The organism is Deltaproteobacteria bacterium (genome assembly GCA_016219225.1).
Classification (GTDB): domain Bacteria; phylum Desulfobacterota; class RBG-13-43-22; order RBG-13-43-22; family RBG-13-43-22; genus RBG-13-43-22.
On sequence record JACRBX010000192.1, the window covers coordinates 1 to 23,396 of the forward strand.

General features: G+C 50.1%; 18 protein-coding genes. 10 read left to right on the forward strand and 8 right to left on the reverse strand.

The features are described from left to right. Positions 1-334 precede the first annotated feature (334 nt). Both acs and HY879_16365 read left to right on the forward strand, forming a co-directional pair. Complete coding sequence (gene acs / locus HY879_16360) at positions 335-2,329, forward strand: acetate--CoA ligase (GenBank protein MBI5604913.1); 1,995 nt, start codon at positions 335-337, stop codon at positions 2,327-2,329. A gap of 180 nt (positions 2,330-2,509) precedes the next feature. Continuing rightward, the gene (locus tag HY879_16365) at positions 2,510-3,802 is read left to right on the forward strand and encodes an OFA family MFS transporter (GenBank protein ID MBI5604914.1); all 1,293 of its coding nucleotides are present in this window, start codon (positions 2,510-2,512) and stop codon (positions 3,800-3,802) included. Positions 3,803-3,880: 78 nt separating this feature from the next. Here HY879_16365 and HY879_16370 read toward each other — a convergent pair whose 3' ends face one another. The 3 genes from HY879_16370 to HY879_16380 form a co-directional block, all read right to left on the reverse strand. Beyond that, on the reverse strand, positions 3,881-5,014 hold the full coding sequence (locus HY879_16370; GenBank protein ID MBI5604915.1) for an acetoin utilization protein AcuC: 1,134 nt from the start codon (positions 5,012-5,014) through the stop codon (positions 3,881-3,883). A 65-nt stretch (positions 5,015-5,079) separates the two neighbouring features. After that, the gene (locus HY879_16375) at positions 5,080-5,445 is read right to left on the reverse strand and encodes a response regulator (protein MBI5604916.1); all 366 of its coding nucleotides are present in this window, start codon (positions 5,443-5,445) and stop codon (positions 5,080-5,082) included. Positions 5,446-5,687: 242 nt separating this feature from the next. Then, positions 5,688-8,081, reverse strand: a complete 2,394-nt coding sequence (locus HY879_16380) for a PAS domain S-box protein (protein MBI5604917.1) — start codon at positions 8,079-8,081, stop codon at positions 5,688-5,690. 219 nt (positions 8,082-8,300) lie between these two features. Here HY879_16380 and HY879_16385 point away from each other — a divergent pair, with 219 nt between their 5' ends. Continuing rightward, a complete protein-coding gene (locus HY879_16385; protein ID MBI5604918.1) occupies positions 8,301-10,046 on the forward strand; it encodes a two-component sensor histidine kinase in 1,746 nt (581 codons plus the stop codon). Positions 10,047-10,061: 15 nt separating this feature from the next. Here the strand turns inward: HY879_16385 and HY879_16390 are convergent, their stop codons facing one another. Next, positions 10,062-11,021, reverse strand: coding sequence for a radical SAM protein (locus tag HY879_16390; GenBank protein ID MBI5604919.1), 960 nt, complete (start codon positions 11,019-11,021; stop codon positions 10,062-10,064). 211 nt (positions 11,022-11,232) lie between these two features. Here HY879_16390 and HY879_16395 point away from each other — a divergent pair, with 211 nt between their 5' ends. Further along, positions 11,233-11,712 carry a hypothetical protein gene (locus tag HY879_16395; protein ID MBI5604920.1) on the forward strand — a complete coding sequence of 160 codons (480 nt, stop codon included), beginning with the start codon at positions 11,233-11,235 and terminating at the stop codon, positions 11,710-11,712. A 518-nt stretch (positions 11,713-12,230) separates the two neighbouring features. Here the strand turns inward: HY879_16395 and HY879_16400 are convergent. After that, positions 12,231-13,133, reverse strand: coding sequence for a J domain-containing protein (locus HY879_16400; protein MBI5604921.1), 903 nt, complete (start codon positions 13,131-13,133; stop codon positions 12,231-12,233). A gap of 213 nt (positions 13,134-13,346) precedes the next feature. Between HY879_16400 and HY879_16405 the strand changes: the two genes are divergently transcribed. Next, on the forward strand, positions 13,347-14,162 hold the full coding sequence (locus HY879_16405; protein ID MBI5604922.1) for a cytidylate kinase family protein: 816 nt from the start codon (positions 13,347-13,349) through the stop codon (positions 14,160-14,162). A gap of 63 nt (positions 14,163-14,225) precedes the next feature. Here the strand turns inward: HY879_16405 and HY879_16410 are convergent, their stop codons facing one another. Together HY879_16410 and HY879_16415 are read right to left on the reverse strand one after the other, a co-directional pair. Continuing rightward, positions 14,226-15,599: an FAD-binding protein gene (locus HY879_16410; GenBank protein MBI5604923.1), complete on the reverse strand. Its 1,374-nt coding sequence runs from the start codon at positions 15,597-15,599 to the stop codon at positions 14,226-14,228. A gap of 243 nt (positions 15,600-15,842) precedes the next feature. Continuing rightward, complete coding sequence (locus HY879_16415) at positions 15,843-16,769, reverse strand: CoA transferase subunit A (protein MBI5604924.1); 927 nt, start codon at positions 16,767-16,769, stop codon at positions 15,843-15,845. Between the two features lie 270 nt (positions 16,770-17,039). Between HY879_16415 and HY879_16420 the strand changes: the two genes are divergently transcribed. From HY879_16420 to HY879_16430, 3 genes are all read left to right on the forward strand, one after another. Next, positions 17,040-18,194, forward strand: a complete 1,155-nt coding sequence (locus HY879_16420; protein ID MBI5604925.1) for an acyl-CoA dehydrogenase family protein — start codon at positions 17,040-17,042, stop codon at positions 18,192-18,194. Positions 18,195-18,240: 46 nt separating this feature from the next. Next, entirely contained in the window at positions 18,241-19,404 is a 1,164-nt protein-coding gene (locus HY879_16425; GenBank protein ID MBI5604926.1) for an acyl-CoA dehydrogenase family protein, read from the forward strand. A 114-nt stretch (positions 19,405-19,518) separates the two neighbouring features. Next, a complete protein-coding gene (locus HY879_16430; protein MBI5604927.1) occupies positions 19,519-21,294 on the forward strand; it encodes a glutaconyl-CoA decarboxylase subunit alpha in 1,776 nt (591 codons plus the stop codon). A 161-nt stretch (positions 21,295-21,455) separates the two neighbouring features. Here HY879_16430 and HY879_16435 read toward each other — a convergent pair whose 3' ends face one another. After that, positions 21,456-21,995: a M48 family metallopeptidase gene (locus HY879_16435; GenBank protein ID MBI5604928.1), complete on the reverse strand. Its 540-nt coding sequence runs from the start codon at positions 21,993-21,995 to the stop codon at positions 21,456-21,458. 148 nt (positions 21,996-22,143) lie between these two features. Between HY879_16435 and HY879_16440 the strand changes: the two genes are divergently transcribed. Together HY879_16440 and HY879_16445 are read left to right on the forward strand one after the other, a co-directional pair. Then, positions 22,144-22,410, forward strand: a complete 267-nt coding sequence (locus HY879_16440; GenBank protein MBI5604929.1) for a YgiT-type zinc finger protein — start codon at positions 22,144-22,146, stop codon at positions 22,408-22,410. Between the two features lie 402 nt (positions 22,411-22,812). Further along, positions 22,813-23,313 (forward strand): flavin reductase family protein, encoded by a 501-nt coding sequence (locus tag HY879_16445; protein MBI5604930.1) that lies wholly within the window; start codon positions 22,813-22,815, stop codon positions 23,311-23,313. The last annotated feature ends 83 nt before the right edge of the window (positions 23,314-23,396 follow it).

The following is a 23,396-nucleotide window of genomic DNA, read 5'->3' on the forward strand; positions in this document are numbered from 1 at the left end:
ACTAATCCCCCTGGGACAGGGCGACAGAGCTCCCCCTGGATACAAAAATTAAAAAATCCGTGGTCGGTATTTACAAGGTGTAAAGAATTCTGGCACATCCTCAGGGCATCGATCTTTCGGCCCGAAGCCGAGACCAGGCCTCTCCTATAAAGGCGGCCGTTATTTTTTTATCCCCAAATCAACAGGTTAAGGGATTGAAAGGGGTAAGGGGGAACTGTCATAAATTTTGTTCCGGCCTGCTCGGGGTTCACGGTATAAAATTTGCAAATTTTTTTGATGATTGCTGTAAAGATGTTGAGAAGCGCATCCTAAATCCAAAATCAGGAGGATGATTATGGCCGAAATAACATCGATGATGGAGGAAACGAGGCAATTTCCACCTCCTAAAGAGTTTGTGGATCAGTCTTACATCAAGAGCAGACAAGAGTATGAAAAAATGTGGAAGGAATCTATTGAAGAGCCGGAAAAATTCTGGGGAGCCGCGGCCTCGGAACTATTCTGGTTTAAGAAATGGGACCGGGTGAATGAAGAAGATTTTGCCAAGGGGAAACTGGCCTGGTTTCTCGGTGGAAAAACCAACCTCGCTTATAACTGTCTTGATTACCAAATCGAAAAGGGGAAAGGGGAAAAGGTGGCCCTCATTTTCCAGGGCGAACCCGATGAGGATGTCCGGAAGTTTACCTACCAAGACCTCTTCAAGGAAGTTTCAAAATTCGCCAACGTCCTGAAGAAAAAAGGCGTCCAAAAAGGGGACCGGGTGGCCATTTATGTGCCCATGATTGCCGAACTCCCCATGGCCATGTTGGCCTGCGCTCGTATCGGGGCCATCCATACTATCGTTTTCGGAGGGTTTTCCGCTGAGTCCTTACGAGACCGCATTCTCGACGCCGGGGCCAAGGTCCTGATTACAGCCAATGGCTATTGGCGGTCCGGCAGGCAAGTGAGCTCTAAGGCCAATGCCGATGCCGCGGTTAATTATTGCGCCAAACAAGGGCACCAGGTCAAGACCGTGGTGGTGGTGAAACGGCTGGAGAATTTTGATGTTCCCATGACGGCCGGGAGAGATACCTGGTGGCAGGATGAAATGAACGCCCCGGATATCAGCCCGAATTGCCAGGCCGAGCCGATGGATGCGGAAGACCCGCTCTTTATCCTGTATACCTCAGGGTCCACCGGCAAACCCAAAGGGGTTCTCCATACCACCGGCGGCTATATGGTTTATACCTATCTTTCTTTTAAATATGTCTTTGATTATAAGGATCAGGATATCTTCTGGTGTACGGCCGACATCGGCTGGGTAACCGGTCACTCCTACATTGTTTACGGCCCCCTGGCCAATGGAGCAACCTCCATCGTTTTCGAAAGTGTGCCGACCTACCCAAAACCTGACCGGTTCTGGCAGATGGTGGAGAAGTTTGGGGTCAATATTTTTTATACCGCTCCGACCGCTATCCGGGCGGTGATGCGCGAGGGAGATCAGTGGCCGAACGGAAGAGACCTTTCCTCGCTGAGGCTCCTGGGCACGGTCGGTGAGCCGATCAACCCGGAAGCCTGGATGTGGTACCATAAGGTGATCGGCAAGGAGAAATGCCCCATTGTCGATACCTGGTGGCAGACCGAGACCGGTGGGATTTTGATTACACCCCTGCCCGGTGCCTGGCCGACGAAACCCGGGTCGGCCACCCTGCCTTTTTTTGGGGTGGAACCGGTGGTCTTGAAGGGAAGGGCTTCGGCCGATGAGGCGCCTATAACCGCAGGGATCAATGAAGGCGGTGAACTCTGTATCAAAAGATCGTGGCCGGGGTTGATGAGGACCGTCTACGGCGAGCCGGAGCGGTTTTTTAATACCTATTTTGTCCAGCAGCCCGGATTTTACTTCACTGGCGACGGTGCGAGAAGGGATGAAGACGGCTATTTCTGGTTGATGGGCCGGATCGACGATGTGGTGAATGTTTCCGGTCATCGGATCGGCACAGCCGAAGTCGAAAGCGCTCTTGTTTCCCATCGGGCTGTGGCCGAAGCCGCGGTCGTCGGTTTCCCGCATGCGATAAAAGGCGAAGATCTTTATGCTTACGTGATACTAAAAATCGGTTTTGAGGGAAGCGATCAATTGAAAAAAGACCTGGTCGACCATGTAAGAAAGGAAATCGGTCCTATCGCCTCCCCCGGAAAGCTCCAGTTTGTCCCCGGTCTTCCGAAAACCAGATCCGGTAAGATTATGAGAAGGATCTTAAGAAAGGTAGCCTCCGGCGACATCGGACAACTTGGCGATACGACAACCCTGGCTGATCCGTCGGTGGTCGACGACATTGTGAAAGGCAGGTTGTAAGCTCCAAACCGTCAACCATCGTCTGAGGCCTCACCACACCTCCGGACGGCTTAGATATCCAAAGCGGTCAGACGATCGTTTTATTTGTTCTCATCTGCCGGGCTGACCCCGTTCGCGACCCGGACGGGGTCAGCGCTTGCGATGCCTATTCAGAGGGCTATCAAGGGAGGACAAAGAACAATGTCAATAAAAGCCGATAAAGAGCCATCAAAGGCCTGGGTTGTAGCCTTTGCCGGGGTAGCCATTAACCTCTGCTTAGGGATCTTATACGCCTGGAGTGTTTGGAAAAAGGCCCTGGTCGACAAAACGAAAGCGGATGCCGGGGAGGTTATGACCGGAATCAACGCCGGTTGGGCCTATCTGACCGATACGCAGGGAACGGTGGCCTATTTCCTGTGCGGACTGATATTTGCCGTTTTTATGATTCCCGGTGGCAAGCTCCAGGACCGGTACGGGCCGAAAATAGGGGCCACATTAGGAGGCCTTTCCCTGGCAACGGGGTGCGTTGTCGCCGGCTTAATGAAAAGTTATTTTGGTTTGATTCTCGGCTTTGGAATTCTGGGAGGTATTGGTATGGGTCTGGGCTATGCCGCACCCACTCCGGCTGCCTTGAAATGGTTTGGACCTCACCGAAGGGGTTTAATCGCCGGTATAGTGGTCGGCGGCTACGGAGGTGCAGCCCTCTATATCGCCCCTTTGGGACAGTTTTTTATCGAAAAATATGGTATTTCAGGCAGCTTTATCGGTTTGGGAATCATCTTTGCGGTAGTGGTGATCATTGCCGGGCAGATGTTATCCCAACCCCCTGCAGGTTATATCCCCGTCGGGCCGCCCCTTGGCCAAACCAAAAAAGCCCTTACCACCACCGCGGCTGCCGATTATCCCCCGACCGAGATGCTATCCAATTGGCAATACTATGCCCTGGTTTTAATGTTTATCGGCAGCGCCCAATCGGGTTTATTGGTTATTGCCAATGCCGCCCCTCTTTTGGCCAAGACCGCCGGGAAACTTGAATTTTTTGCAAAAAACGCTTGGATCATAGCGGCCTTTGGCGGTATGGTCAATGCCCTCGGCCGGGTCGGTTCCGGGCTTTATTCGGATAAGATCGGGCGGAGAAACGCCTATACCATCAATCTACTGGTATCGGCCGTATTTTTGTTGGCTACCCCTTTTATCATCAATGCCGCCAGCATACCCCTTTTGTTTTTGGCCACCGGAGTAGCCTATTGGCAATATGGGGGAGGTCTGTCGATCATGCCGGCTTTCACGGCGGACTTCTTCGGGTCAAAAAACCTGGGGGTCAATTACGGGCTGGTATTTCTCGGTTGGGGATTGGGGTTTTTAATGCCTTTGGTGGCCGGATTCATTAAAGACCGTACCGGTTCCTATTCCCTGTCATTTTATATCTCGGCGATAATCCTGATCATAGCGGTGATCCTTTGCCGCTTCCTCAAGAAACCGGCCAAGGCATAAAGAAGTTCGGAGTTGAGAGTTCGGAGCTTGTTGTTAGAGGTATTTTCTAATTACTCCGAACTCAAAACTCCATACTGGTCAGAGACCGTGTAAAGGGAAAACCGTTTTCTGGATATAGTCCACCACTCTTCGGGCTTCCTGAAGGGCTTTTTCTTTGGTTTCTCCTTCACTGAGGTAAGGATAGTCATAAAGACTGCCGACCTCCATTTCCGGCCCGAACATCATCCCTCCGACCAGGCCGGCAAATTCGTCTACCGGTACAACCTGATTCAGAATAGCCCAGGCCAGGGTCCAGCATCGGGCGGTGCGGTAGAGATCATAGCCCCCACCACCAAGTCCGAGTACCTTGGGACAGAGTTCCTGGATAGCCCTGACTGTTCGCTGATAGCCGTTATTGGTCAGCCTTAGATGGGTCATGGGGTCGGAAATCAAGGTATCGGCCCCGAGCTCGGCTATGATAATATCCGGTCTGAAAGAGCGGACCAGCGGCGGGACAACCCCATCAAAGGCCAGGGCGTAGACCTCATCATCACACCAGGGCTCTAAAGGGACATTGACCGTAAAACCTCTTCCCTCCCCTTCTCCTATTTCCGTTTCCCAACCCGACCAGGGGTAGAGGGTCCTCCCGGTCTCATGAAGGGAAATAAACAAGACCCTCGGATCTTGATAGAAGGCCTCCTGAACCCCGTTTCCATGATGGGCATCGCAATCGATAAAGGCGATTTTTAACCCCTGGACGTTCCTGAGGGCCTCTATGACGGTAATAGCAATGTCGTTCACGTAACAGAAGCCTTCCACATGATCAGACCGGGCATGGTGAAAACCTCCGAAAGGGTTAAAGGCCGCATCGGCCTGGCCCTTAAGGATATGTTGCATGGCCTGATAGGTCCCTCCGGCCCCCCGCAACGACCACTCATAGATGCCCGGGAGGATGGGATTGTCCGTGGTTCCTAAACCGTATTCCAGCATCTCGAGGCTGAACTCGCCCTGACTGGCCTTTTGGATTAAATGAATCAACTGGGGCGTATGAAACAGGGTCAGGAGGTTCTCGTCCAAGGGTTCAGGGTCGAGGGTCGTCATCCAGGGATGATTCATAACCCCATACCGGGTACAAAGGTCGTAGGTTTTGGTGGCCCTTTCAGGCTTATAGGGGTGGTCGTATCCAAAATCAAATTGGCCCATCTCTCCGGAATAAACAAAGATCGTCTTCATGATTACCTCATCGTTTGGCTTAAAGGCGGTCCTTCAATCGCGGCCCAATGGGAGCCTCAACCAGTTCAACCGATGGCATCGGCTATCATGGTCAGGAGTCTTTGGGGTGAGATCGGTTTGGAGATAAAAAGGGTGGCTCCTACTTCAAGCCCTCGCTTTTTATCCTCTTCCTGGTTTTTGGCGGTCAGAAATAATATGGGTTTGTCTTTGTAGTTGTTTTTCTTCCGGATCATCTTGCAGAGCTCGAACCCATCCATTTCCGGCATGATGATGTCGAGTATCAGGAGATCAAAATCTTCCGTATCGATTTTTTTAAGGGCTTCGGAACCTCTGGAAAAGGGTTGGACTTCATAATTTTCAGAGCTGAGCAGTTCCTTCAAGGCGAGGAGAACCAGTTCATCATCATCCACAATAAGTATGCGTTTAGCCATTTCCTAACTCCTTTTAGATTCTTAAATTGTCATTCTGAATTTATCACTCACTTTTCTAAAACAAGAGATCATCCGCTTCTGGTCGGACGATCCCGGATTAAACTATCGATCCTGGATTCTGGATAAAATGAAGCATCCAGCAAGGAGCACTTCGTTTGAGTGAAGAGGCAAGTCCCCTTTAGACTCCGACCCGGAGGGCCTCAGGTTCGTCGAAGACGAAGGCGCCTCAAGCGAAGCGATCCTTAAACACTCCGGGCAAGGGGGAGAAGTATTTTGACTTCGGTCCCGACACCGGGCTGACTCTTGATTCCCAGCCTTCCTCCATGGGCCTCGACAATACCAAAACAAAGAGAGAGGCCCAAGCCAGTGCCCTTGCCCACTTGTTTGGTGCTGAAAAAGGGCTCAAAGACCTTTCCCAGGATTTCCTCAGGGATTCCCTCTCCTGTATCCGTAACCGTAACAGCCACAGAGGGAGGATCATCCTCTTCACTCAGGTAAGAACGAATAGTTAACTCCTTTGGTCCCATAACGGTCTCCATGGCATCCCGGGCATTGGAAATCAGATTGAGAAAAACCTGTTCCAGTTGATTGGAATCGCCCCTGATATGGGGCAGGGTGTCTGATAATCTCTTGATAATGGTGATATTATGGTTGAGGAGCTGCTGGCCGGTGAGAATCAAGGCATTCTCGACAGGCTGGTTGATGTCCAGGTCTTGAAAATCGGATTCGGTCTGCCGGGAAAACTCCCTGAGGTGATTAACGATTTTCTCGATCCGGTCATTGCACCGGCCGATGATTTCCAAACGATCCCGGTTCGGACATTCCGGGTGAAGATTTTTCATGATTACATGGAAGATGGTCTGAGAGGCCATAAGAGGGTTATTCAATTCATGGGCCACCCCGGCCACCAACTCTCCAAGGGCCCTCATTTTCGAGGCCTCGATCAGGTAAAATTGGGTTTCTTTAAGCTTGGCCTCTAAGCGTTTTTGCTCGGTGATGTTTTTAAATATCCCGGCCGTGCCGATAACCTTTCCCTCTTCATCGCGGAGCAGAGAATTGGAGGTCAGAATGGTCAAAACCTCTCCACTTCGGCTCTTGACCTGCATTTCATAATTATTGATTCTATCATCTACCCCGAGAAGGTTCATGATATCCCAAGCCTCTTGAATGCCCCGGACATACAGAGTCGAGATGTGCTTTTCTAACAGTTCCGACCTCTGGTATTTCAGCATTTCTTCCATAGCCCGATTCAGATAGGTTATTTTTCCCCTCAGATCGGTTGTTACAATCCCATCGGCAGAACTCTCCATGATGTTTTCCAAAAATTGTTTGGTCCCCCGGAGTTCCCTTTCCAATGCCTTTCTCAGAGTGATATTACGAACAATTTCCACATACCCTTTTATCTCCCCTCCGGAGTCGGAAATGGCTGTAACCGATGAATGGGCTGGGAAGCGATGGCCGTCTTTCTGAACCCGATCCATCTCCTGTTCGCTGAGACCGTCGACCCGGCTCTCCCGAAAAAGCACCTTATCGATCCCGCCTCCGGCAATCTCAGGGGGAAGGGTAATGGAAATATGTTTTTTATTGAGGACCTCCTCTTTCTTCCAGGCGAAAATTTTTTCGGCCCCTTTATTAAATTCGATGATGAACCCGTTGATATCCATGGCTATAATGGCATATTGGGTAGCACTTTCCAGGATGCTCTTTAAAAATTGGGACAGATTGCGGTATTTCTCCTTGGAATCCATGAGGTCCCGGGTCCTGACCTCGATCACTCTTTCCAGATCCGTCGTATAGTTCTGGATTTGGGCGGCCATCCGGTTGAAGGAATCTCCCAGGATACCAATCTCATCCGATCCGTGCACTCGGACTCTCTGGGAAAGGTCTCCGGCCGCCATCCGGGTGGTAACCTCCGTAAGACTCAAGATCGGCCTGGTCAAGACCCTGGCCAGGAAGATGGTCAGTGCGAAGGCCATAACCAGGCTTACTAAAACCACCAGAAGGATAAACCTTTCGGTTTCATAAAGGGAATGATAGATCTCTTCTTCATAGGCGCCGGCTACGATGATCCAATCCCAGGGTTTGAAATAGATAAACTTAGTAAGCTTCTGCCTGGGTTTGGTTTCTCCTAATTCCGGATTCATCCAGGGATAACGGATCGTCCCAACCTGTTCGTTTTTTAGGAGTAAGGCCTCTTTGATCATCGTGCGTATATATTTGAATCCACTTGAATCGGTCGAATCAAGGATGTTTTCCCCTTCTTTGGCCGGGTGGACCCGGAGGATCCCGTGGGTATCTATGGCATAGGCATACCCGGTGCCCCTTAGTTTAAACTGGCCGATCGCCTTCTTTAAGATACTGAACCCCTTTTCCTTATCCAGGTCCGAAACCGCTTTGGTCAGCCTTATTTCCTGCTGAGCCTCACACATGGCATAGATGTTCCTGACCAGATGTTCCATTTCTTCTTCGCTGGTTTTTTTGAGGGCCTCATTAAACCGGTCCAGGCTTAGGTAGACAATAATCAATAGGGGGAACAGGACCAGAAAGAGGGTCACACCGGTGAGTTTTCCGCGAATCTTCCAGTCCCGGAAGGGACTGATGAACTGGCTGGTATTTTGGGGATGGTCTTGGTTCATCGGCCCAGTATCATTTAGTACGAAAATAGCTCAAAACAGAAAGCACAACGCAAGAAAAAACAATTAAAATCGATTATATAACAGGCGGGGAAAGTAAGGCAAGAGGAAAGATAGCATGAACAAAGAGGCGCGTAAAATTAAAGGTGGCAGGACCGGTCCCTTTTTGATATATAAAGACAGGGTCGGAAAAAGGTTTGGTCCAGGGATGATCCGTCGGGTATGGATGGAAGGGATGGCACCATGAAAGACACCACTCCAAAGGAAGGGCATTATGCCAGGCTTTTCCGTAAATTCATTTTTTTGATTCTGGTCGGCTCTTTGATTCCCCATCTTTTGGTTGGATGGGGAATTTACCTTTATTTTTCAAACTTTTCAGACAGTCGCTTGAAGGAGTCCTTCCATAGACAGGTTGAGGACCACCGAAAGATTGTCGAGTTGTTTTTACAGGAAAGGACTACCAATCTTCAGTTGATAGCCCAGACCCACTCTCTGGACTATTTGCGGAAGCCGGAAAATCTACATTCGGTTTTTAGCGCCCTCAATCAGCGAGGTCGAGCCTTCATCGATTTAGGCGTGATCGACCGGCAAGGTAAGCATCTTTCCTATATCGGACCCTATCCATTGATGGATAAAGCATATTCTCAAACCTTCTGGTTCAAGGAGGTGATGAAAAAGGGCGTTTTTATCAGCGACATGTTTATGGGATTTCGTAATACCCCTCATTTCATCATCGCCTTTTTGAGACAGGAGGGGAACCAGCGGTGGATTTTAAGGGCCAGTATCGACACGGAGTACTTTCGGTCTTTGGTTGAAAAGGTCAAAATCGGTACCACCGGCGAGGCCGTTTTGATCAATCAGTCGGGCCTTTTTCAAACCAGTCCTCGCTTCACAGGCACCATCATGGGAAAGGCTCCGCTGTCTATGGGGGTGTTTCATCAAGACAGTGGGATTGAGATCATGAGCGGGCCTGACGGAAGTCCCCAGGCCCCCCGGCCTCGACAGATCGTCGCTTATGCCTGGCTCAAAGATCCTCGTTGGCTCCTGGTGATAAAACAGGATTACTCCGAAGCCTTCAGCGCGGTCAATCGGGCCAACTGGGCGACTTTGATTTTTCTTTTTTTCAGCAGCCTTGGCATCCTCGTCATCACCATCGTCATCACCTATTTTATAATCAAGATGATCCGGAAGCGGGACGATACAACCCGTCAGCTCAACGATCAACTGCTGCAGGCCAGTAAGCTGGCCTCCATAGGGGAACTTTCGGCCAAAGTGGCTCATGAGCTGAATAGCCCGCTGGGAGGGATTTTGATCTATGCCAACCTCTTGTTGGAAGATACCCCCCCGGAAGATCCCAAGCAAAATGATTTGAAAGAAATCATTAACCAGGCTTTGCGTTGTAAAGATATTGTCAAGGATTTATTGGAATTCAGCCGCCAGTCCAATCATCGCCGTCTTCCTTGCAGTCTCAATCAGTCGATCCGGCAGGCTGTTGACCTCCTGAGCAAGCAGGCCCTATTTAATAGTCCCCTGTTCCTGGGCCCCATCGTCCAGCCCGATATTGAGGTGGTCCAGGAGGTTGACCCTGATCTGCCTTTAATCACCGCCGATCCCAACAGACTGAATCAGATACTGGTCAATCTGATTATTAATGCCGTGGATGCCATGGAGGGGAAGGGGACTTTGACTCTGCGCACTTTTCAACGGCCTTTAGAAAAAAAGGTGGTCCTGGAAGTCAGCGATACCGGCATGGGAATCCCTGAAGAAAACCTGTCCAGGATTTTTGATCCTTTTTTTACCACAAAGGAAGTCGGTAAAGGTACGGGATTGGGGTTGAGCACCGTATACGGCATTGTCCGGCAACACGGGGGGACTATCGAGGTCCAAAGTACAGTCGGAAAAGGGACTACTTTTATCCTGACCTTTCCTTTTGAGGATCTTAAATCCTTTGAGGTTTCATCCGAATGACCATAAAACAGGTCTTTAAAGAAAGGGATGTTCCCGGGTAAAGTCCGGATAATAGAGATCGGCGCTTTCCATTTCCTGGATAAAGACCTCCTCAAATTCCAACTGTTGGGCCAAGTCCATTATTTCCCGATATTCATGGGGGTGTAAGGGTCGATCGATAGCCGGAACCTGTCCGGCCTTAAAACAGGGACAATACTGGGCCATGAGGCTGAGGGGGATTTCCCGGGAAAGATCGGCCAGGGCTTTAAGAACATCACGGCTGTCGGCCCTGTGCCCCGGTAAGATCAGATGGCGCACTAAAAGGCCCCGGCAGGCCATTCCCTCTTCGTCGGTTTGTAACGGCCCGACCTGCCGGAACATTTTCTTGACAGCCGCCCGGTTAAGCAAGGGATAGTCATTCACCTGGGATAACAGGGCGGCGTTTCTATGATCTCCATATTTCATATCCGGCAAATAGATGTCTACGATCCCTTCTAACAGATCCAGGGTGTTTTGGGAAAGATATCCATGGGTGTTATAGATCAGGGGCAAACGAAAACCGAGAGGAATAGCGAATTCCAGAGCGGAAAAAATAAAAGGCAGGTGGGGAGTGGGGGAAACCAGATCGAGGTTGTGACACCCTTGATTCTGCAAATCCAAAAAGATTTGGGCCAGTTCTTCCGGGCTTAATTCTTTTCCGAAGCCTTCCTGACTGATTTGATAGTTCTGACAATACAGACATCGTAAGGCACAACCTGAAAAAAAGACCGTACCTGCCCCATGGTTTCCGGAAAGGGGTGGTTCCTCCCCAAAATGGGGCAGGGCCCGGGCCACTTTGGCCCTTGAACCCTGCCTGCAAAATCCGGTCGTCCCCTGGAGTCGATCAATCCGGCAATTGCGAGGACAGAGGCAACAGGAGGCCAACCCCCCCCAGGCCATTTGGGTCCTTTCCCGGAGTTCTCCGGATTCCCAAAGTTTAAAGTACGCAGGTTCCATGGATTAATAATTTCCTCTTTTCTTTCCTTTTTAGGGAGAGTATAGATGAATTTCGGATTTCGGAATTTTTAATTCAGGGATCGGGGATCAGGGATCGGGGATCAGGGAAAGACCTTATCATGGTTCGTATCGCTCGCCCTGAGCCCTGAGCCCTGAGCCCTGAGCCCTGAGCCCTGAGCCCTGAGCCCTGAGCCCCATTTTAACAAAAAAAATGCCAAAAGATAAGTCTTATTTGGGTTTGTCCCTTTGGGAAGGGATCATTACCCTGACATTAATGGTGGTAATAACCATCCTGGCTGTAGTCCAGACCATCAAGGCCCGGGAGGCCCCTTATAAAGAGTTTGCCGAGAGGGCTGTACTGATCAGTCAAGCCCTGGAATTTTTTGCCCGGGACCATCAAGGCCGTTATCCGGGAGATGGGATAGACAATCACAGCCCCTCAGGATTGAGTCCGAAATACCTCCAGTGGATGGAAGAATGGAACATCGATTATGAAGTCCACGACAATGGTCATGGAGGGAAATACATCGCCCTGGAATATTTGGGGCGGTACCAGAAGGGCCGAAACTTTAATGCCCTTGGCCTGACCCGGGATCCAACCCACAGAAAGCTCTATGGCCGGGGTCAGCTCATCCCCGGAAAAACCAATCGCATCTGGGTTTTTTATGAGGAAGCCTCAGTAGTTGAGTAGTTGAAAGCTGAAAGGATAAATCTTAAACGATTCGTAAAAATCCACTGAAACCCGCGTTGCGTCATTCCCGCGCAGGCGGGAATCCAGGACAGGTATAACTAATTAATCCCGCCTTTGGCAGAGATTTTAAAGGGACTTTTTATTTTACAAAAAACATTGCGAGTTAATCAATTGTCTCGAATACTTCTAATACTACAGCGACACTTTTCCCGTCATTCCCGAATGTCTTTATCGGGAATCCAGGTTTTTCCAGAAAATGAGAAAATCAAAGTCCCTGGATTCCGGCTTAAAGCATGCCGGAATGACGGTTAAGGGGCGCATTAACAAAAAAATACGCTGTAGTGCTAATTTGTAAGACTATAAATGTAAAAACAATAACTTTGTTAAAATCTCTGCCTTTGGCGGGATTGGATTCCCGTTTTCACGGGAATGACGCAAATGGACGTTCGGCGAGTTTTTACGAATCCATCAAAGCTGAAAATTCAAAGTTTTTGCTTTGAGCTTTGAGCCTTGAGCTTTCAGCTTTGAGCTTCTTTTCCCGGATGGACCCGTATGATCAGCCCTTCCAAATTGATGCGATTCTCTTGACAGGCATTTCGGTGGAGGGAAAACAGAAAAGCCCCTTCGGCCAGGTCCGGTTTCAAAAAAGGCAGACAGTATTTGCGGAATTCATCGACGGATAAACTGTTCAGGACATCAAAACATTTTGGGTTTTCCGGGTATATTTTTTTCATTTTTTCCTGTTGAACCAGATGCTCCTGTGGAACCACCCGATCCAGCAAGGGGATCAGGTCCACTTTATCTTTCCCGACGGTTCCCAGGAGTTTGATAAAATTGACTTGAATAAATCGTTTACGGCAGGGAAGTTTATAAAACATCCGCCCTTCGGCATCAAATTTGATTTCCTTATAATTGGTTCCCAGGTCCCAGGTCATGGAGCGGACATTATGATTAATGGCGATGTCCTGTAGACCGAATCGCCGATTTTTCAGGTTAAAGAGACAGATCGAATTCAGGGCCGGGTCTGATTGATCCGGGAAACAGGCTTCTAATAAATGCCGAAGATATCCTTGGGAAAGGGACTCGTGGCTTGATTTCAGTTCCTGGATTTCCCGATTCAATTGACGTATGGTTTTTTTCCAGCCATCGCCCACCCTGCGGACATACAAGTTCCGGTAATGATCCAGGGAGGCCGGGTCCCGATCATAATCTAATTTTTCGAAGGCCAGGTTAAGTTCAGCCACTTTTTGGGTTTTTTGGAGTTTTAGGACCTGGTCATTCAAAGGAGAGCGGTCCGGGTGATAAATTAATTGCAGTGCCCGGTAGGAAGATTTGACCAGGGAAAACAATTCCGTTCCCTCCAAGGCCCGGACCAGGGTTGGAGCAATTCCCAAAACTTCAAAAGGGTTTTTGATCTTCATAGGAAAAATAGTATATCTCAAAATCGGTTTTTGTTCAATTTTTTTGCCGTGCCCTTCTCGATTTTCCCGAATCTTTTTGAAAAAGAATCCCCTGATTTCGACCCCGGTCCGGAATGGGCTCGGTTGAAGTCCCGGCTTCAGACAAAAAACTTTACACCATTAATGAATGAATGATAAAATTAAAAAAATAAATTTCTAACCAGGAGGGTTGCTATGGCGATAATTACCATTTCACGGGGAACTTTCAGCGGTGGCAATGCCCTTGCGGAGTGTCTTGCCGATCGACTGGATTATCCAAGGCTTGGACGTGAAGAAGCGATATTAAAAGCAGAAAAGGAATATGGAGTCAGTGTGGACAAACTTACCGCAGCCGTTAAGAATCCGCCTTCCATCTGGCAACAGACGATCGGTCCGCGTGTTGCTTACCTGAAATGCTTGACGGCAGCGATTATGGAGCATGCCAGGGACGGGAACCTGGTCTATCATGGGTATGCCGGTCATTTGCTCCTGACCGGGATCCCACAGCTACTCCGATTACGGGTTATCGCGGGTAGTGAATTCCGAATCCAGTCGGCTATGAAGCAGATGAACCTCAACCGAAATGAAGCGGCCGAATACATCGAAAAAGTTGACAAAGAGCGGAGCAAATGGACTTATTTCCTGTATGGCCTGGAATGGCAGGACCCCGTCCTTTATGACTGGGTGATAAATCTTGAACATATCAGCATTGAAAATGCCTGTGATGTTATTGTCTACAGGATTAATCTTGATGATTTTAAAACCACCCCTGAATCACAAAAGGCCTTCGAGGATGCCTTACTCAGCAGCCGGGTTTGGGCCTCCCTGGCAAAAGACGTTCGAACCAGAGTCGCGTCAATTCAGGTCGATTCTGATTCAGGGATCGTAACCTTAAGCGGGAGCCTTGGGTCTCAAAAAACCCTGGACGCCATCCTTCAGACGGCGACCCTGGTGCCGGGAGTTAAATCGATAGTAAACCGTATGGGCATAGGGTCAGACTGGTACTGGTAGTTCGTGCAGGTCATCGCCTTTATCTGTTTTTCGGTGATTTCCGCCTTTTTGAGGGCGGGAAACCTAAGGAAATATTTTCCCCGGGTTAAGGATCTGATTGGGGTCCAGGAGGTCTTTGATCTTTTTCATGAGGGTCAGGGACAAAGGGTCCAATTCCAGTGTCAGGAAGGGGGCTTTGGTTACTCCGATCCCGTGCTCTCCTGAGAGGGTGCCTCCCAGGGAAATAACCACTTTGAATATTTCGCCGGCGGCCTTTTGAGCCCTTTCCCGTTCCCCTGGGTTTTTCCCGTCATACATGACGTTCACGTGGATATTGCCATCGCCGGCATGGCCGAAACTGATGATTAAAAATTCAAACCGACGGCCGATCTCCTCAAAACGCTCGATGGCTTCCGGGATCTTGTTCCGGGGAACAACGATATCCTCATTGATCTTATTGGGGCGCAAACGGAAAATCGCCGGTGAAATGGCCCTTCGGGCTTTCCATAACTCTTCCGCTTCCTGGGCCGTGGCGGCCCTTTTTATGCCGGTAGCCCCGATCTGCTTACAGATCCGCTGAATGGTTTCTCCCTGTCGGGCCGTTGATTCCAGGTCGCCGTCCACTTCAATCAAAAGAAGGGCCTGGGCTTCGCTGGGCAACCCCAGGTGGAGATATTCCTCGACACTGATAATCGAAGAATGATCCATGAATTCAAGAATCGACGGCAGGATCCTGGCCTGGAGGATTTCCACCACGGTTCGGGCGGCCAGGGCCATTTGATCGAAAAAGGCCAGAATGGTTTGCCTGGCCTCAGGCAAAGGGATCAATTTCAGGATTATTTCTGTGATAATCCCGAGGGTCCCTTCGGAACCGACCATCAATCGGGTCAGGTCATAACCGACCACCCCTTTAAAAGTACGGACCCCGGTTTTTAAAACCTCTCCGGTTGGCAGGACAACCTCCAGACCCAGGACATAATCACGGGTAACGCCGTATTTCACGGCCCTTCCTCCCCCGGCACATTCGGCGAGGTTTCCCCCCAGGGTGGAGAAATGGGAAGAGGACGGGTCCGGAGGATAGAAAAGACCTTTTGCCTCGACCGATTGTTGCAGGTCCCGGGTGATGACCCCCGGTTCAACCACGGCAAGAAAATTTTGAAGATCGATTTCTTTGATCCGATTTAAACGCAATAAAACCAGGACTACCCCTCCCTGGATAGGGACCGACCCGCCGCTCATGCCCGAACCGGCCCCGCGGGGGACCACCGGAAACTTATATCTGTTGGCCAGTTTCAGGATTTCCGCAATTTCCCGGGTGGTTCCCGGAAAAACTACGGCATCAGGCCGGGCCTGGATCTGGGTCGCATCATAAGCATAGCACTGCCGGTCGGTGTCCCGGGCGGTGATGTGCCGGGGACCGACTATTTTTTCAAGGGCTTTGTAGATTTCTTTGTTCATTTTAACCCGCATGACCCTCGGAGGTCCCGCTAAATAAGAGAATATCGAATATCGAATATCGAATAATGAATATCGAAGGATGGGAAAAATAAATAACTTTATGATTCGAAATTCGATGTTCTGAATTCATTGTTCGCATTTTTTATCTAAACCTTCCGGCCTCATGGAGGCTCCACGGATCATCTAACGAGGTTTTTTAATTCCGAAATCCGAAATCCGCAATCCGCAATCCAAATTCCATGGTTAATATCCGAATTCCGTTCTGGCCGCCGGGGCCGGGTTTTGGACCCTCAAGGCCTTTAACCGGTCTTCCGAAATCCGGGTCAGGTATCCCGGTCTATCCTTGACCCCGAAGATCCACTTTTGAAACCATTCCCGGCTCGATTCCGGGGTCTTAGTTTCCCGGGCGTACTCTACATAAACCGGGTCATCATGGCCGTAGTAACCTTGAACGGCTGAAGGATGGGCACCCCACGGTTCTTCCACCACGGCGGTAACGATAAATCCCGGAATGACGGTCCGATTGGGATCGCTCCGGATTACTTGAGGGTCGACGATTTCTTCGGTAATGATAATAACCTCCCGGCTGGCCCTGGCGGCATCGGCGCTGACCCCCATATTTCCCCACAGGTGGGCATTTCCAAAAGGGTCGCTTCTCTGGACCTGGATGATGGCCAGATCCGGCACTATGGCCTGAACCAGGAGCAGCGGCTCCCCGGTAAAAGGGCAGGGGGCGCATTTAAAATGGGGGTTGTCTTTGATGATATCCGATCCCAGGAGGGTTCGGGCCGGAAGAAAAGGGACATTTAAGGCCCCGGCGTGTAAACTCAGGGCCATGGAAAAGTTTGAATGATTTTCCATAGTTATCGTATATGGGATCCCCTGTTCAACGGCCCTTCGGAAATGATACCCGATTCCGGTACTAACATTGCCCACCCAGGCCGCCCGTATCCTGGAGACACAACCCCCGCCAATAAGTTGATCAAAGAGCATATCCGAAATCGGGCCGATGAGGGTCAGATCCCGGATACCTTGACGGATGATCTCGTGTCCGGCGGCAAAGGGGATCAATCCCTCCAAAGAGGTTCCCAGGGCAATCGATTGGCCTGGCTTTACAAAACGGGCAATCGCTTCCGATAAAGGCATGATTTTCGATTTCAAGGACGACATGGGCAAATTTTCCTTTCCATTTCCTTTAGTTTCATCATAGAAAAGGAGTCAGGGTCAAGTCAAATAAAAAGAAAAAGGTAAAAAAATATTGACAACCAGGCCAGTTTGTTATGATATTACCTTTCTTGACGTTTAAGCCCCCATAGGTCGTCTCCATTTCCGTAAAAAAAGAGAAGGAGGAGGGGGGAAAAGGAGGCCTGGATGGTTGAAGCGGGTATCATGAGAAGGATAAGAACAGCGAGTCCTGGCAGAAGGGCAGGCCGATAAAAAATGTACCTGCATCTCAAAGCCGCTCAAAAAGAGGTACAGGAAAAAGTTCGGGCCTTGGTGGCCGCTGAGATAACCCCGTGGGCCGGGGAAATTGACGCCAGGGATGAATTTCCTCAAACGAGTTATGAGGCTTTTATAAAGTCCGGCCTCTTAAAACTGTCGTTGCCTGCTGAATTCGGGGGGATAGAGGCTGATGCGACAACGCTCTGTCTGGTGGTCGAAGAGATCTCCAAAGTCTCGCCGGCCTCGGCCCTGCTGGTTTTTCCCACCAATGCCGTGGTCCGGACCATCCGGGAGGTCGGTACAGCGGATCAGATGGAGCGGTTTTTCACCGATATGGCTAAAGGGGATAAACTCTGCGGTTTTTGCCTGACCGAACCGAACTATGGTTCGGATGCCGGCTCCATACAAACCAAGGCTGTTTTGGAAGGAGATCATTATATCATCAATGGGTCCAAGTCGTTTATTACCCTGGGACCTCATGCCCATTACTACCTGGTCTTTCTCCGAACCGGCCCCGGGAAACGGACCGGCGGGATCAGTGCCCTGATCGTCCCCCGCGATGCCCCGGGTTTGTCATTTGGGAAAAAAGAAAAGAAGATGGGGTTAGGGGGATCGGTGACTTCGGAAATGTTCTTTCAGAACGCCCGGGTTCCCAAAGAGAACCTGCTCCTTCATGAAGGGGAAGGGTGGAGGGTTTTATCCCGCCATGCCAACGTCATGCGGGTCTGGGGGGCGGCCTCTCTGGCCCTGGGGATAGCCGAAGGGGCCTATGAAGCGGCTTTGACCTTTGCCCAGGTTCGAACCCAGTTCAAACGGTTGATCGCCTCTTTTCAGGCGGTGCGCTTTATGCTGGCTGATATGAAGATGGCCATTGAAGCCACTAAATCCTTAATCTTTCGGACAGCGGCGATTATTGATAGCCGGGAAGGGACCTTCCGGGATATTGAGACCCTGGTTTCCATGTGTAAATGCTATGCTTCGGATATGGCCATGAAGGTGACCATTGATGCGGTCCAGATTTTCGGAGGGGCCGGCTACCTGAAAGGGTCACCGGTGGAGCGGATGATGCGGGACGCCAAGGCGGTCCAGATTTTTGATGGGTCCAACCAGATCCAGAGGATGATTGTATCGAAGAATATTATTTTGGATTAACAAAGTTGACGGCTAAGAGCTATTAAGCTATTAAAGGAGAAAATTTATGGACTTTGAATTATCAGAAGAACTACAGGCGGTACGGGAGATGGCCCGGGATTTTGCCGCTGAGAAGATCGCCCCTTTTGCCGACAAATGGGACGAAGAACATTATTTCCCTTACCAGGAAGTGATTAAACCCATGGCCGAGCTGGGTTTTTTTGGGACCGTTATCCCCGAGGAATACGGAGGAAACAACATGGGCTGGATGGCGGCCATCATCCTGACCGAGGAGATCGCCCGGGCTTCCAGCTCTCTGCGGGTCCAGATCAACATGCTGTCCCTGGGTTGCGCCTTTACCATTTACCGGTACGGGACGGATCTCCTGAAACAAAAGTATATCGCCAACCTGGTCAATGCTGATTATCTTGGCGGGTTCGGCATCACCGAGCCCAATGCCGGCTCGGATGTCATGTCTTTAAAATCGACCGCAGAGGATAAAGGGGATTACTGGCTGTTAAACGGCTCCAAGACCTGGATCTCCAATGCCAGTATCGCCGATGTGATCATCTATTATGCCTACACCGACCGTTCGGCCGGTAGCCGGGGTTTGTCGGCTTTTGTAGTAGAGATGAAAAATTTTAACGGCATCTCCACATCGGATCTGGATAAGATGGGGTCCCGGTCTTCTCCCACCGGGGAGATTTTTCTGGAAGACACCCGGGTCCCCAAGGAGAATATCCTCGGTAAACCCGGAGACGGGGCCAAGATCGTTTTCGGCTCTTTGAGCCAGACCCGTCTTTCGGCAGCGGCCGGCGGCGTCGGCCTGGCCCAGGCCTGTCTGGATGTGATCACCAAATATTGCAATGAAAGGGAACAGTTCGGAAAACCGATCGGCCATTTTCAGATGAACCAGGACATGGTGGCCCAATTGGCCGTGGAAATCGAGGCGGCCCGCATGATGGTTTATAAAGCAGCCTGGCAAAAGGACCAGGGAAACCTCAGTAATAATCTCGAGGTGGCCATGGCCAAGTATATCAGCGGCGAGGTGGCCTCTAAGGCTTCCAACTATGCCATGCGAATCCTGGGGGCCTATGGTTATTCGACAGAGTACCCGGTGGCCCGTTATTATCGGGACGCCCCGACCTATTACATGGTTGAAGGCTCGTCCAATATCTGTAAGTTTATCATCGGTCAGGATCAGTTGGGGATCAGGAAGGCTAATAAATAAAATAAAGGGGCAAGGTGTAAGGTACAAGGTGCAAGGCTAAGGATGTTTTAAACTTTTCTTAAACCTTATACCGTGTACCTTGCACCTTGGACCTTAAATCAGGAGGAATTTTTTATGCGACCGTATTTTGAAAAAATGGACGATCTGGGCAAACCCCTCAGGCAGGCCCAGATCGATAAGATGGCCGAGAACCGGGCCCTGATTGAAGAAGTTCTTAAGGATCTGGATGCGGAGATCGAGCGGGTCAAAAAGGCCGGGCTGCCGGCCGAAAAAATCCGTCAGCGAGGGGAAATGACCGTTTGGGACCGGATTGAATATCTGGTCGATCCGGGGACATTCTGCCCGCTCCATACCCTATATAACCCCAAGGACAACGAGGAAGGGACTACCGGGGTGATCGATGGTCTGGCCCGTATCAGCGGCAAGTGGTGCGTCCTGATCGGTTTTGACAATAAGGTCATGGCCGGGGCCTGGATCAGCGGGCAGGCGGAAAATCAGTTGCGGGTGACGGATCTGGCCAAACGCCTCCATGTCCCCCTGGTCTGGCTGGTCAACTGCTCCGGGGTCAAGCTTACCGAACAACAGGAGGTCTATGCCGACCGCCGAGGAAACGGCACCACCTTCTTCCGCCACGCGGAACTGGAAAAGTTGGGTATCCCGATTTTGGCTGGCATTTACGGGACCAACCCGGCCGGAGGCGGCTACCAGGGCATCAGCCCCACCATCTTGTTCGCCCATAAGAATTGCAATATCGCCGTAGGCGGCGGCGGAATCGTCAGCGGTATGAGTCCCAGGGGATCTTTTGACAAAGAAGGGGCCGAGCAGATCATCGAGGCCACCCGCCACTTCAAGCAGGTCCCTCCGGGCAGTGTCAAGATCCATTACGACTCGACCGGGTTTTTCCGGGCCGTGTTTGAAGAAGAGACCCAGGTATTGGAGGCCTTGAAAGAATACATGGCCGAGATGCCGGCCTATAACCCCAGGTTTTTCCGAGTGGCCCAGCCGGCCGAGCCCAAATATCCCTTGACTGACCTGCCTTCGCTTATTGCTTTTAACCAAAAGGGTGTTTATGATTTTGATAACTTTCTGGCCCGGTTGGTGGACGGGAGCGAACACCTGGAATTCCGCCCGGGTTTTGGTCCGGAGATCTATACCGGCCTGGTCAAAATGGACGGATTTTTGGTGGGGGTCATCGGCAACCGCCAGGGTTTCCTGGGAGCTAATTATCCGGAATACACCAACGAATATATCGGCATCGGGGGGAAGCTTTATCGCCAGGGTCTGATCAAGATGAACGAATTTGTGACCCAATGCGGCCGGGACCGTGTGCCGATTATCTGGTTTCAGGATACCTCGGGGATTGATGTCGGCGATATTGCCGAGAAGGCCGAGCTTCTGGGTTTAGGCCAGTCCCTCATCTATTCCATCGAGCAGACCGATGTGCCCATGATGCTGGTGGTCTTAAGAAAAGGCACGGCCGCGGCCCATTACGTCAGGGGCGGGCCCACGGCCAATAATCACAACGCCTTTACCCTGGGCACCCCGACGACCGAGATTTATGTCATGCACGGGGAAACCGCGGCCGCGGCCTCCTTTTCCCGAAGGCTGGTTAAAGAAAAGGATGGCGGCAAACCTTTACAGCCGATTATCGACAAGATGAATGCCCTGGCCCAGCAATACTATGACCAGTCCCGGCCGGTCTATTGTGCCAAACGGGGTTTTGTGGATGAGGTGGTCCGTTTTGAGGAACTGCGGCGTTATATGATGGCCTTTACCGACAGTGCCTACCAGAATCCGAAATCCATCTGCCCTCATCACCACATGATGCTTCCGCGCATGATCCGCTCCCAGATCGTCAAAGGGTTGGACCGGCCGAAGAAAGAAGGATAGACCGGACCTACGGAATCCAGAATCCAGGAGTCAGAATTCAGAATGAGCCCCCCTGCCCTCTCCCTCGAAGAGGGCAGGGGGGCACCACGAATCATGAAAATAGCTTCAAGGTCCAAGGTTTTTCATACTTGAAACTTGCATCTTGAAACTTTATTTTCGAACTAAAGCTCGTTGATATCCGTCTCGTCTTCCCCATATCCCTTGGCCATCAGATAACCGATGGCCCGCTCTTTCCACCGGTACTTGGCGGTCAGATCATGAAAAGGCCGGCTGTGGTTGGGGACTATGAGGTGGGCCAGTTCGTGGAGGATCACATAATCCCGGACCCAATCCGGCATGGCGGCCAACCGGTGGGATATAAGGATCCGCCCGGTTTTCAGGTTGCAGCAGCCGTATCTTGAATTCTGATTGGTCGAATATTCTATAGAGGTGATCTGCAATCGCCCGCCGAAATAGTCCCGGTTCAATCTTTCCGCTATTTCTTTCAGGTCCTGTTCCCGGTCCAATTCCTTTTTGAGCTTTTTTTTGAGAAGCCTTTCTGTGAGTCTGGTGACTATCTTGTTAAGTTCTTTATCAGAAATGCCTGAGGGGGCACAGACGGCCAGCACCCCGTTATTCAAACGGGCGCTTACCGTCTTTTTCCGCTTGGGACTCCGGGTTATTTTTATTTCAGTGATGGGTTTTTCTGATGAGTTGTCCATGATTTGGTCTTGGCATCGATCCCTTTCAATAAATCAAAACTACCTTGATACTATCGGAAATAATTGTCAACGACTAAAGGGGAATATTGTTAGCTCCTTGATTGACAAGAAATAATAAAAGTTATAAATTTAAAGAGAGGAAGAAGCTATGATGCCATTTGAAAAATGCCCAGTTTGCGGGGGTGAGATGATGACAAAAGAGGTGGAAATACTTTTACAGGGCGGGCTCAATACAGCTACCGTAAAAGTAAGCGCAGAGGTTTGCCTTCGGTGTGGAGAGCGGCTCTACTCGGAAGAGACGGTCCGATGCTTTGAGCGCGTCAGAGAAAAACTCAAACGGGATGAAGTAGGGGGATTTCAGCCCATGGGACAATCGTTCCGAGTAAAAAGCTGCGATCTTGAGAGCCTTGCATAATTTTAAAGAGGAGTACTCAGTAGGAGGATGCGAGGCTTTCATCCCATTAATGCTGGATGCCGTTACTCTTCAATCGAAAGGCAGGTCTCTGAGGCAGCCCGATAAGGCCCATTTTCTAAAGTGAGGAGATGAGGTTTTCTGTTTTGGGCTGCAAAATAAAATTGCAATGTGAATGGCTTATTAGGAATAAAATAAATCCAGATGATGACAAAAATAATAGGGAAAAGGGGACGTTCTTCATTCTTTTCAGTAATAAAAAGCGACGAAAACTAATGATGGCCCATAAAGCTATAGAGAATTTGTACAAGACCCTGTTAGAAGTGAAAAAGCTTGAAACCAATATGGGCATTGAGTAAGGTAGGTTCGGACCGCGAGGCTTAACATTAACATAAGGAGACTGAGATGAAAGATTTAAATTATATGGGTATTGCCGAGGATAACCTTAAGAAAATTAAAAAAGGGGCCTTTTTAACGGTAAAGGCCGGAAACGCCCTCAATACCATGACTATCGGTTGGGCAACTTTCGGGTTTATCTGGCAAAAGCCGATCATGATGGTCGCGGTGCGGTCTTCGAGACATACTTTTGGTATCATGGAAGCAGCCGAGGATTTTACCGTTACCCTGCCGGCGGGTGATATGGGCAAAGAAACCGCCTTTTGCGGTTCGAAATCCGGCCGGGACGTAGACAAATTTAAAGCATGCAATCTTGAAATTACGAGCGGAAGTAAGGTTGTTTCACCGATTATCAAAACCCCGGGGCATCATTACGAGTGCAAAATAGTCTACAAGTCCGCAATGAACCCGGCCTTTCTGGATAAAAATATTGAGTCGTCTCTTTATCCGCAAAAGGATTACCATACCCTTTACTTCGGCGAGATACTGGCCTGTTACGAAACCGAATGATTCGATGAGAGCCGTCAGCGATATGCGAAATCAAATGGCTTGAGCAAAGTGACATTATCTTTCCTGCCAGATTCAGCAGTTAA

Bases quoted from the DNA above. Each gene is read 5' to 3' on its own strand.
- acs (MBI5604913.1), top strand. From the start codon at position 335: ATGGCCGAAATAACATCGATGATGGAGGAAACGAGGCAATTTCCACCT.
- HY879_16365 (MBI5604914.1), top strand. From the start codon at position 2,510: ATGTCAATAAAAGCCGATAAAGAGCCATCAAAGGCCTGGGTTGTAGCC.
- HY879_16370 (MBI5604915.1), bottom strand. From the start codon at position 5,014: ATGAAGACGATCTTTGTTTATTCCGGAGAGATGGGCCAATTTGATTTT.
- HY879_16375 (MBI5604916.1), bottom strand. From the start codon at position 5,445: ATGGCTAAACGCATACTTATTGTGGATGATGATGAACTGGTTCTCCTC.
- HY879_16380 (MBI5604917.1), bottom strand. From the start codon at position 8,081: ATGAACCAAGACCATCCCCAAAATACCAGCCAGTTCATCAGTCCCTTC.
- HY879_16385 (MBI5604918.1), top strand. From the start codon at position 8,301: ATGGATGGAAGGGATGGCACCATGAAAGACACCACTCCAAAGGAAGGG.
- HY879_16390 (MBI5604919.1), bottom strand. From the start codon at position 11,021: ATGGAACCTGCGTACTTTAAACTTTGGGAATCCGGAGAACTCCGGGAA.
- HY879_16395 (MBI5604920.1), top strand. From the start codon at position 11,233: ATGCCAAAAGATAAGTCTTATTTGGGTTTGTCCCTTTGGGAAGGGATC.
- HY879_16400 (MBI5604921.1), bottom strand. From the start codon at position 13,133: ATGAAGATCAAAAACCCTTTTGAAGTTTTGGGAATTGCTCCAACCCTG.
- HY879_16405 (MBI5604922.1), top strand. From the start codon at position 13,347: ATGGCGATAATTACCATTTCACGGGGAACTTTCAGCGGTGGCAATGCC.
- HY879_16410 (MBI5604923.1), bottom strand. From the start codon at position 15,599: ATGAACAAAGAAATCTACAAAGCCCTTGAAAAAATAGTCGGTCCCCGG.
- HY879_16415 (MBI5604924.1), bottom strand. From the start codon at position 16,769: ATGTCGTCCTTGAAATCGAAAATCATGCCTTTATCGGAAGCGATTGCC.
- HY879_16420 (MBI5604925.1), top strand. From the start codon at position 17,040: ATGTACCTGCATCTCAAAGCCGCTCAAAAAGAGGTACAGGAAAAAGTT.
- HY879_16425 (MBI5604926.1), top strand. From the start codon at position 18,241: ATGGACTTTGAATTATCAGAAGAACTACAGGCGGTACGGGAGATGGCC.
- HY879_16430 (MBI5604927.1), top strand. From the start codon at position 19,519: ATGCGACCGTATTTTGAAAAAATGGACGATCTGGGCAAACCCCTCAGG.
- HY879_16435 (MBI5604928.1), bottom strand. From the start codon at position 21,995: ATGGACAACTCATCAGAAAAACCCATCACTGAAATAAAAATAACCCGG.
- HY879_16440 (MBI5604929.1), top strand. From the start codon at position 22,144: ATGATGCCATTTGAAAAATGCCCAGTTTGCGGGGGTGAGATGATGACA.
- HY879_16445 (MBI5604930.1), top strand. From the start codon at position 22,813: ATGAAAGATTTAAATTATATGGGTATTGCCGAGGATAACCTTAAGAAA.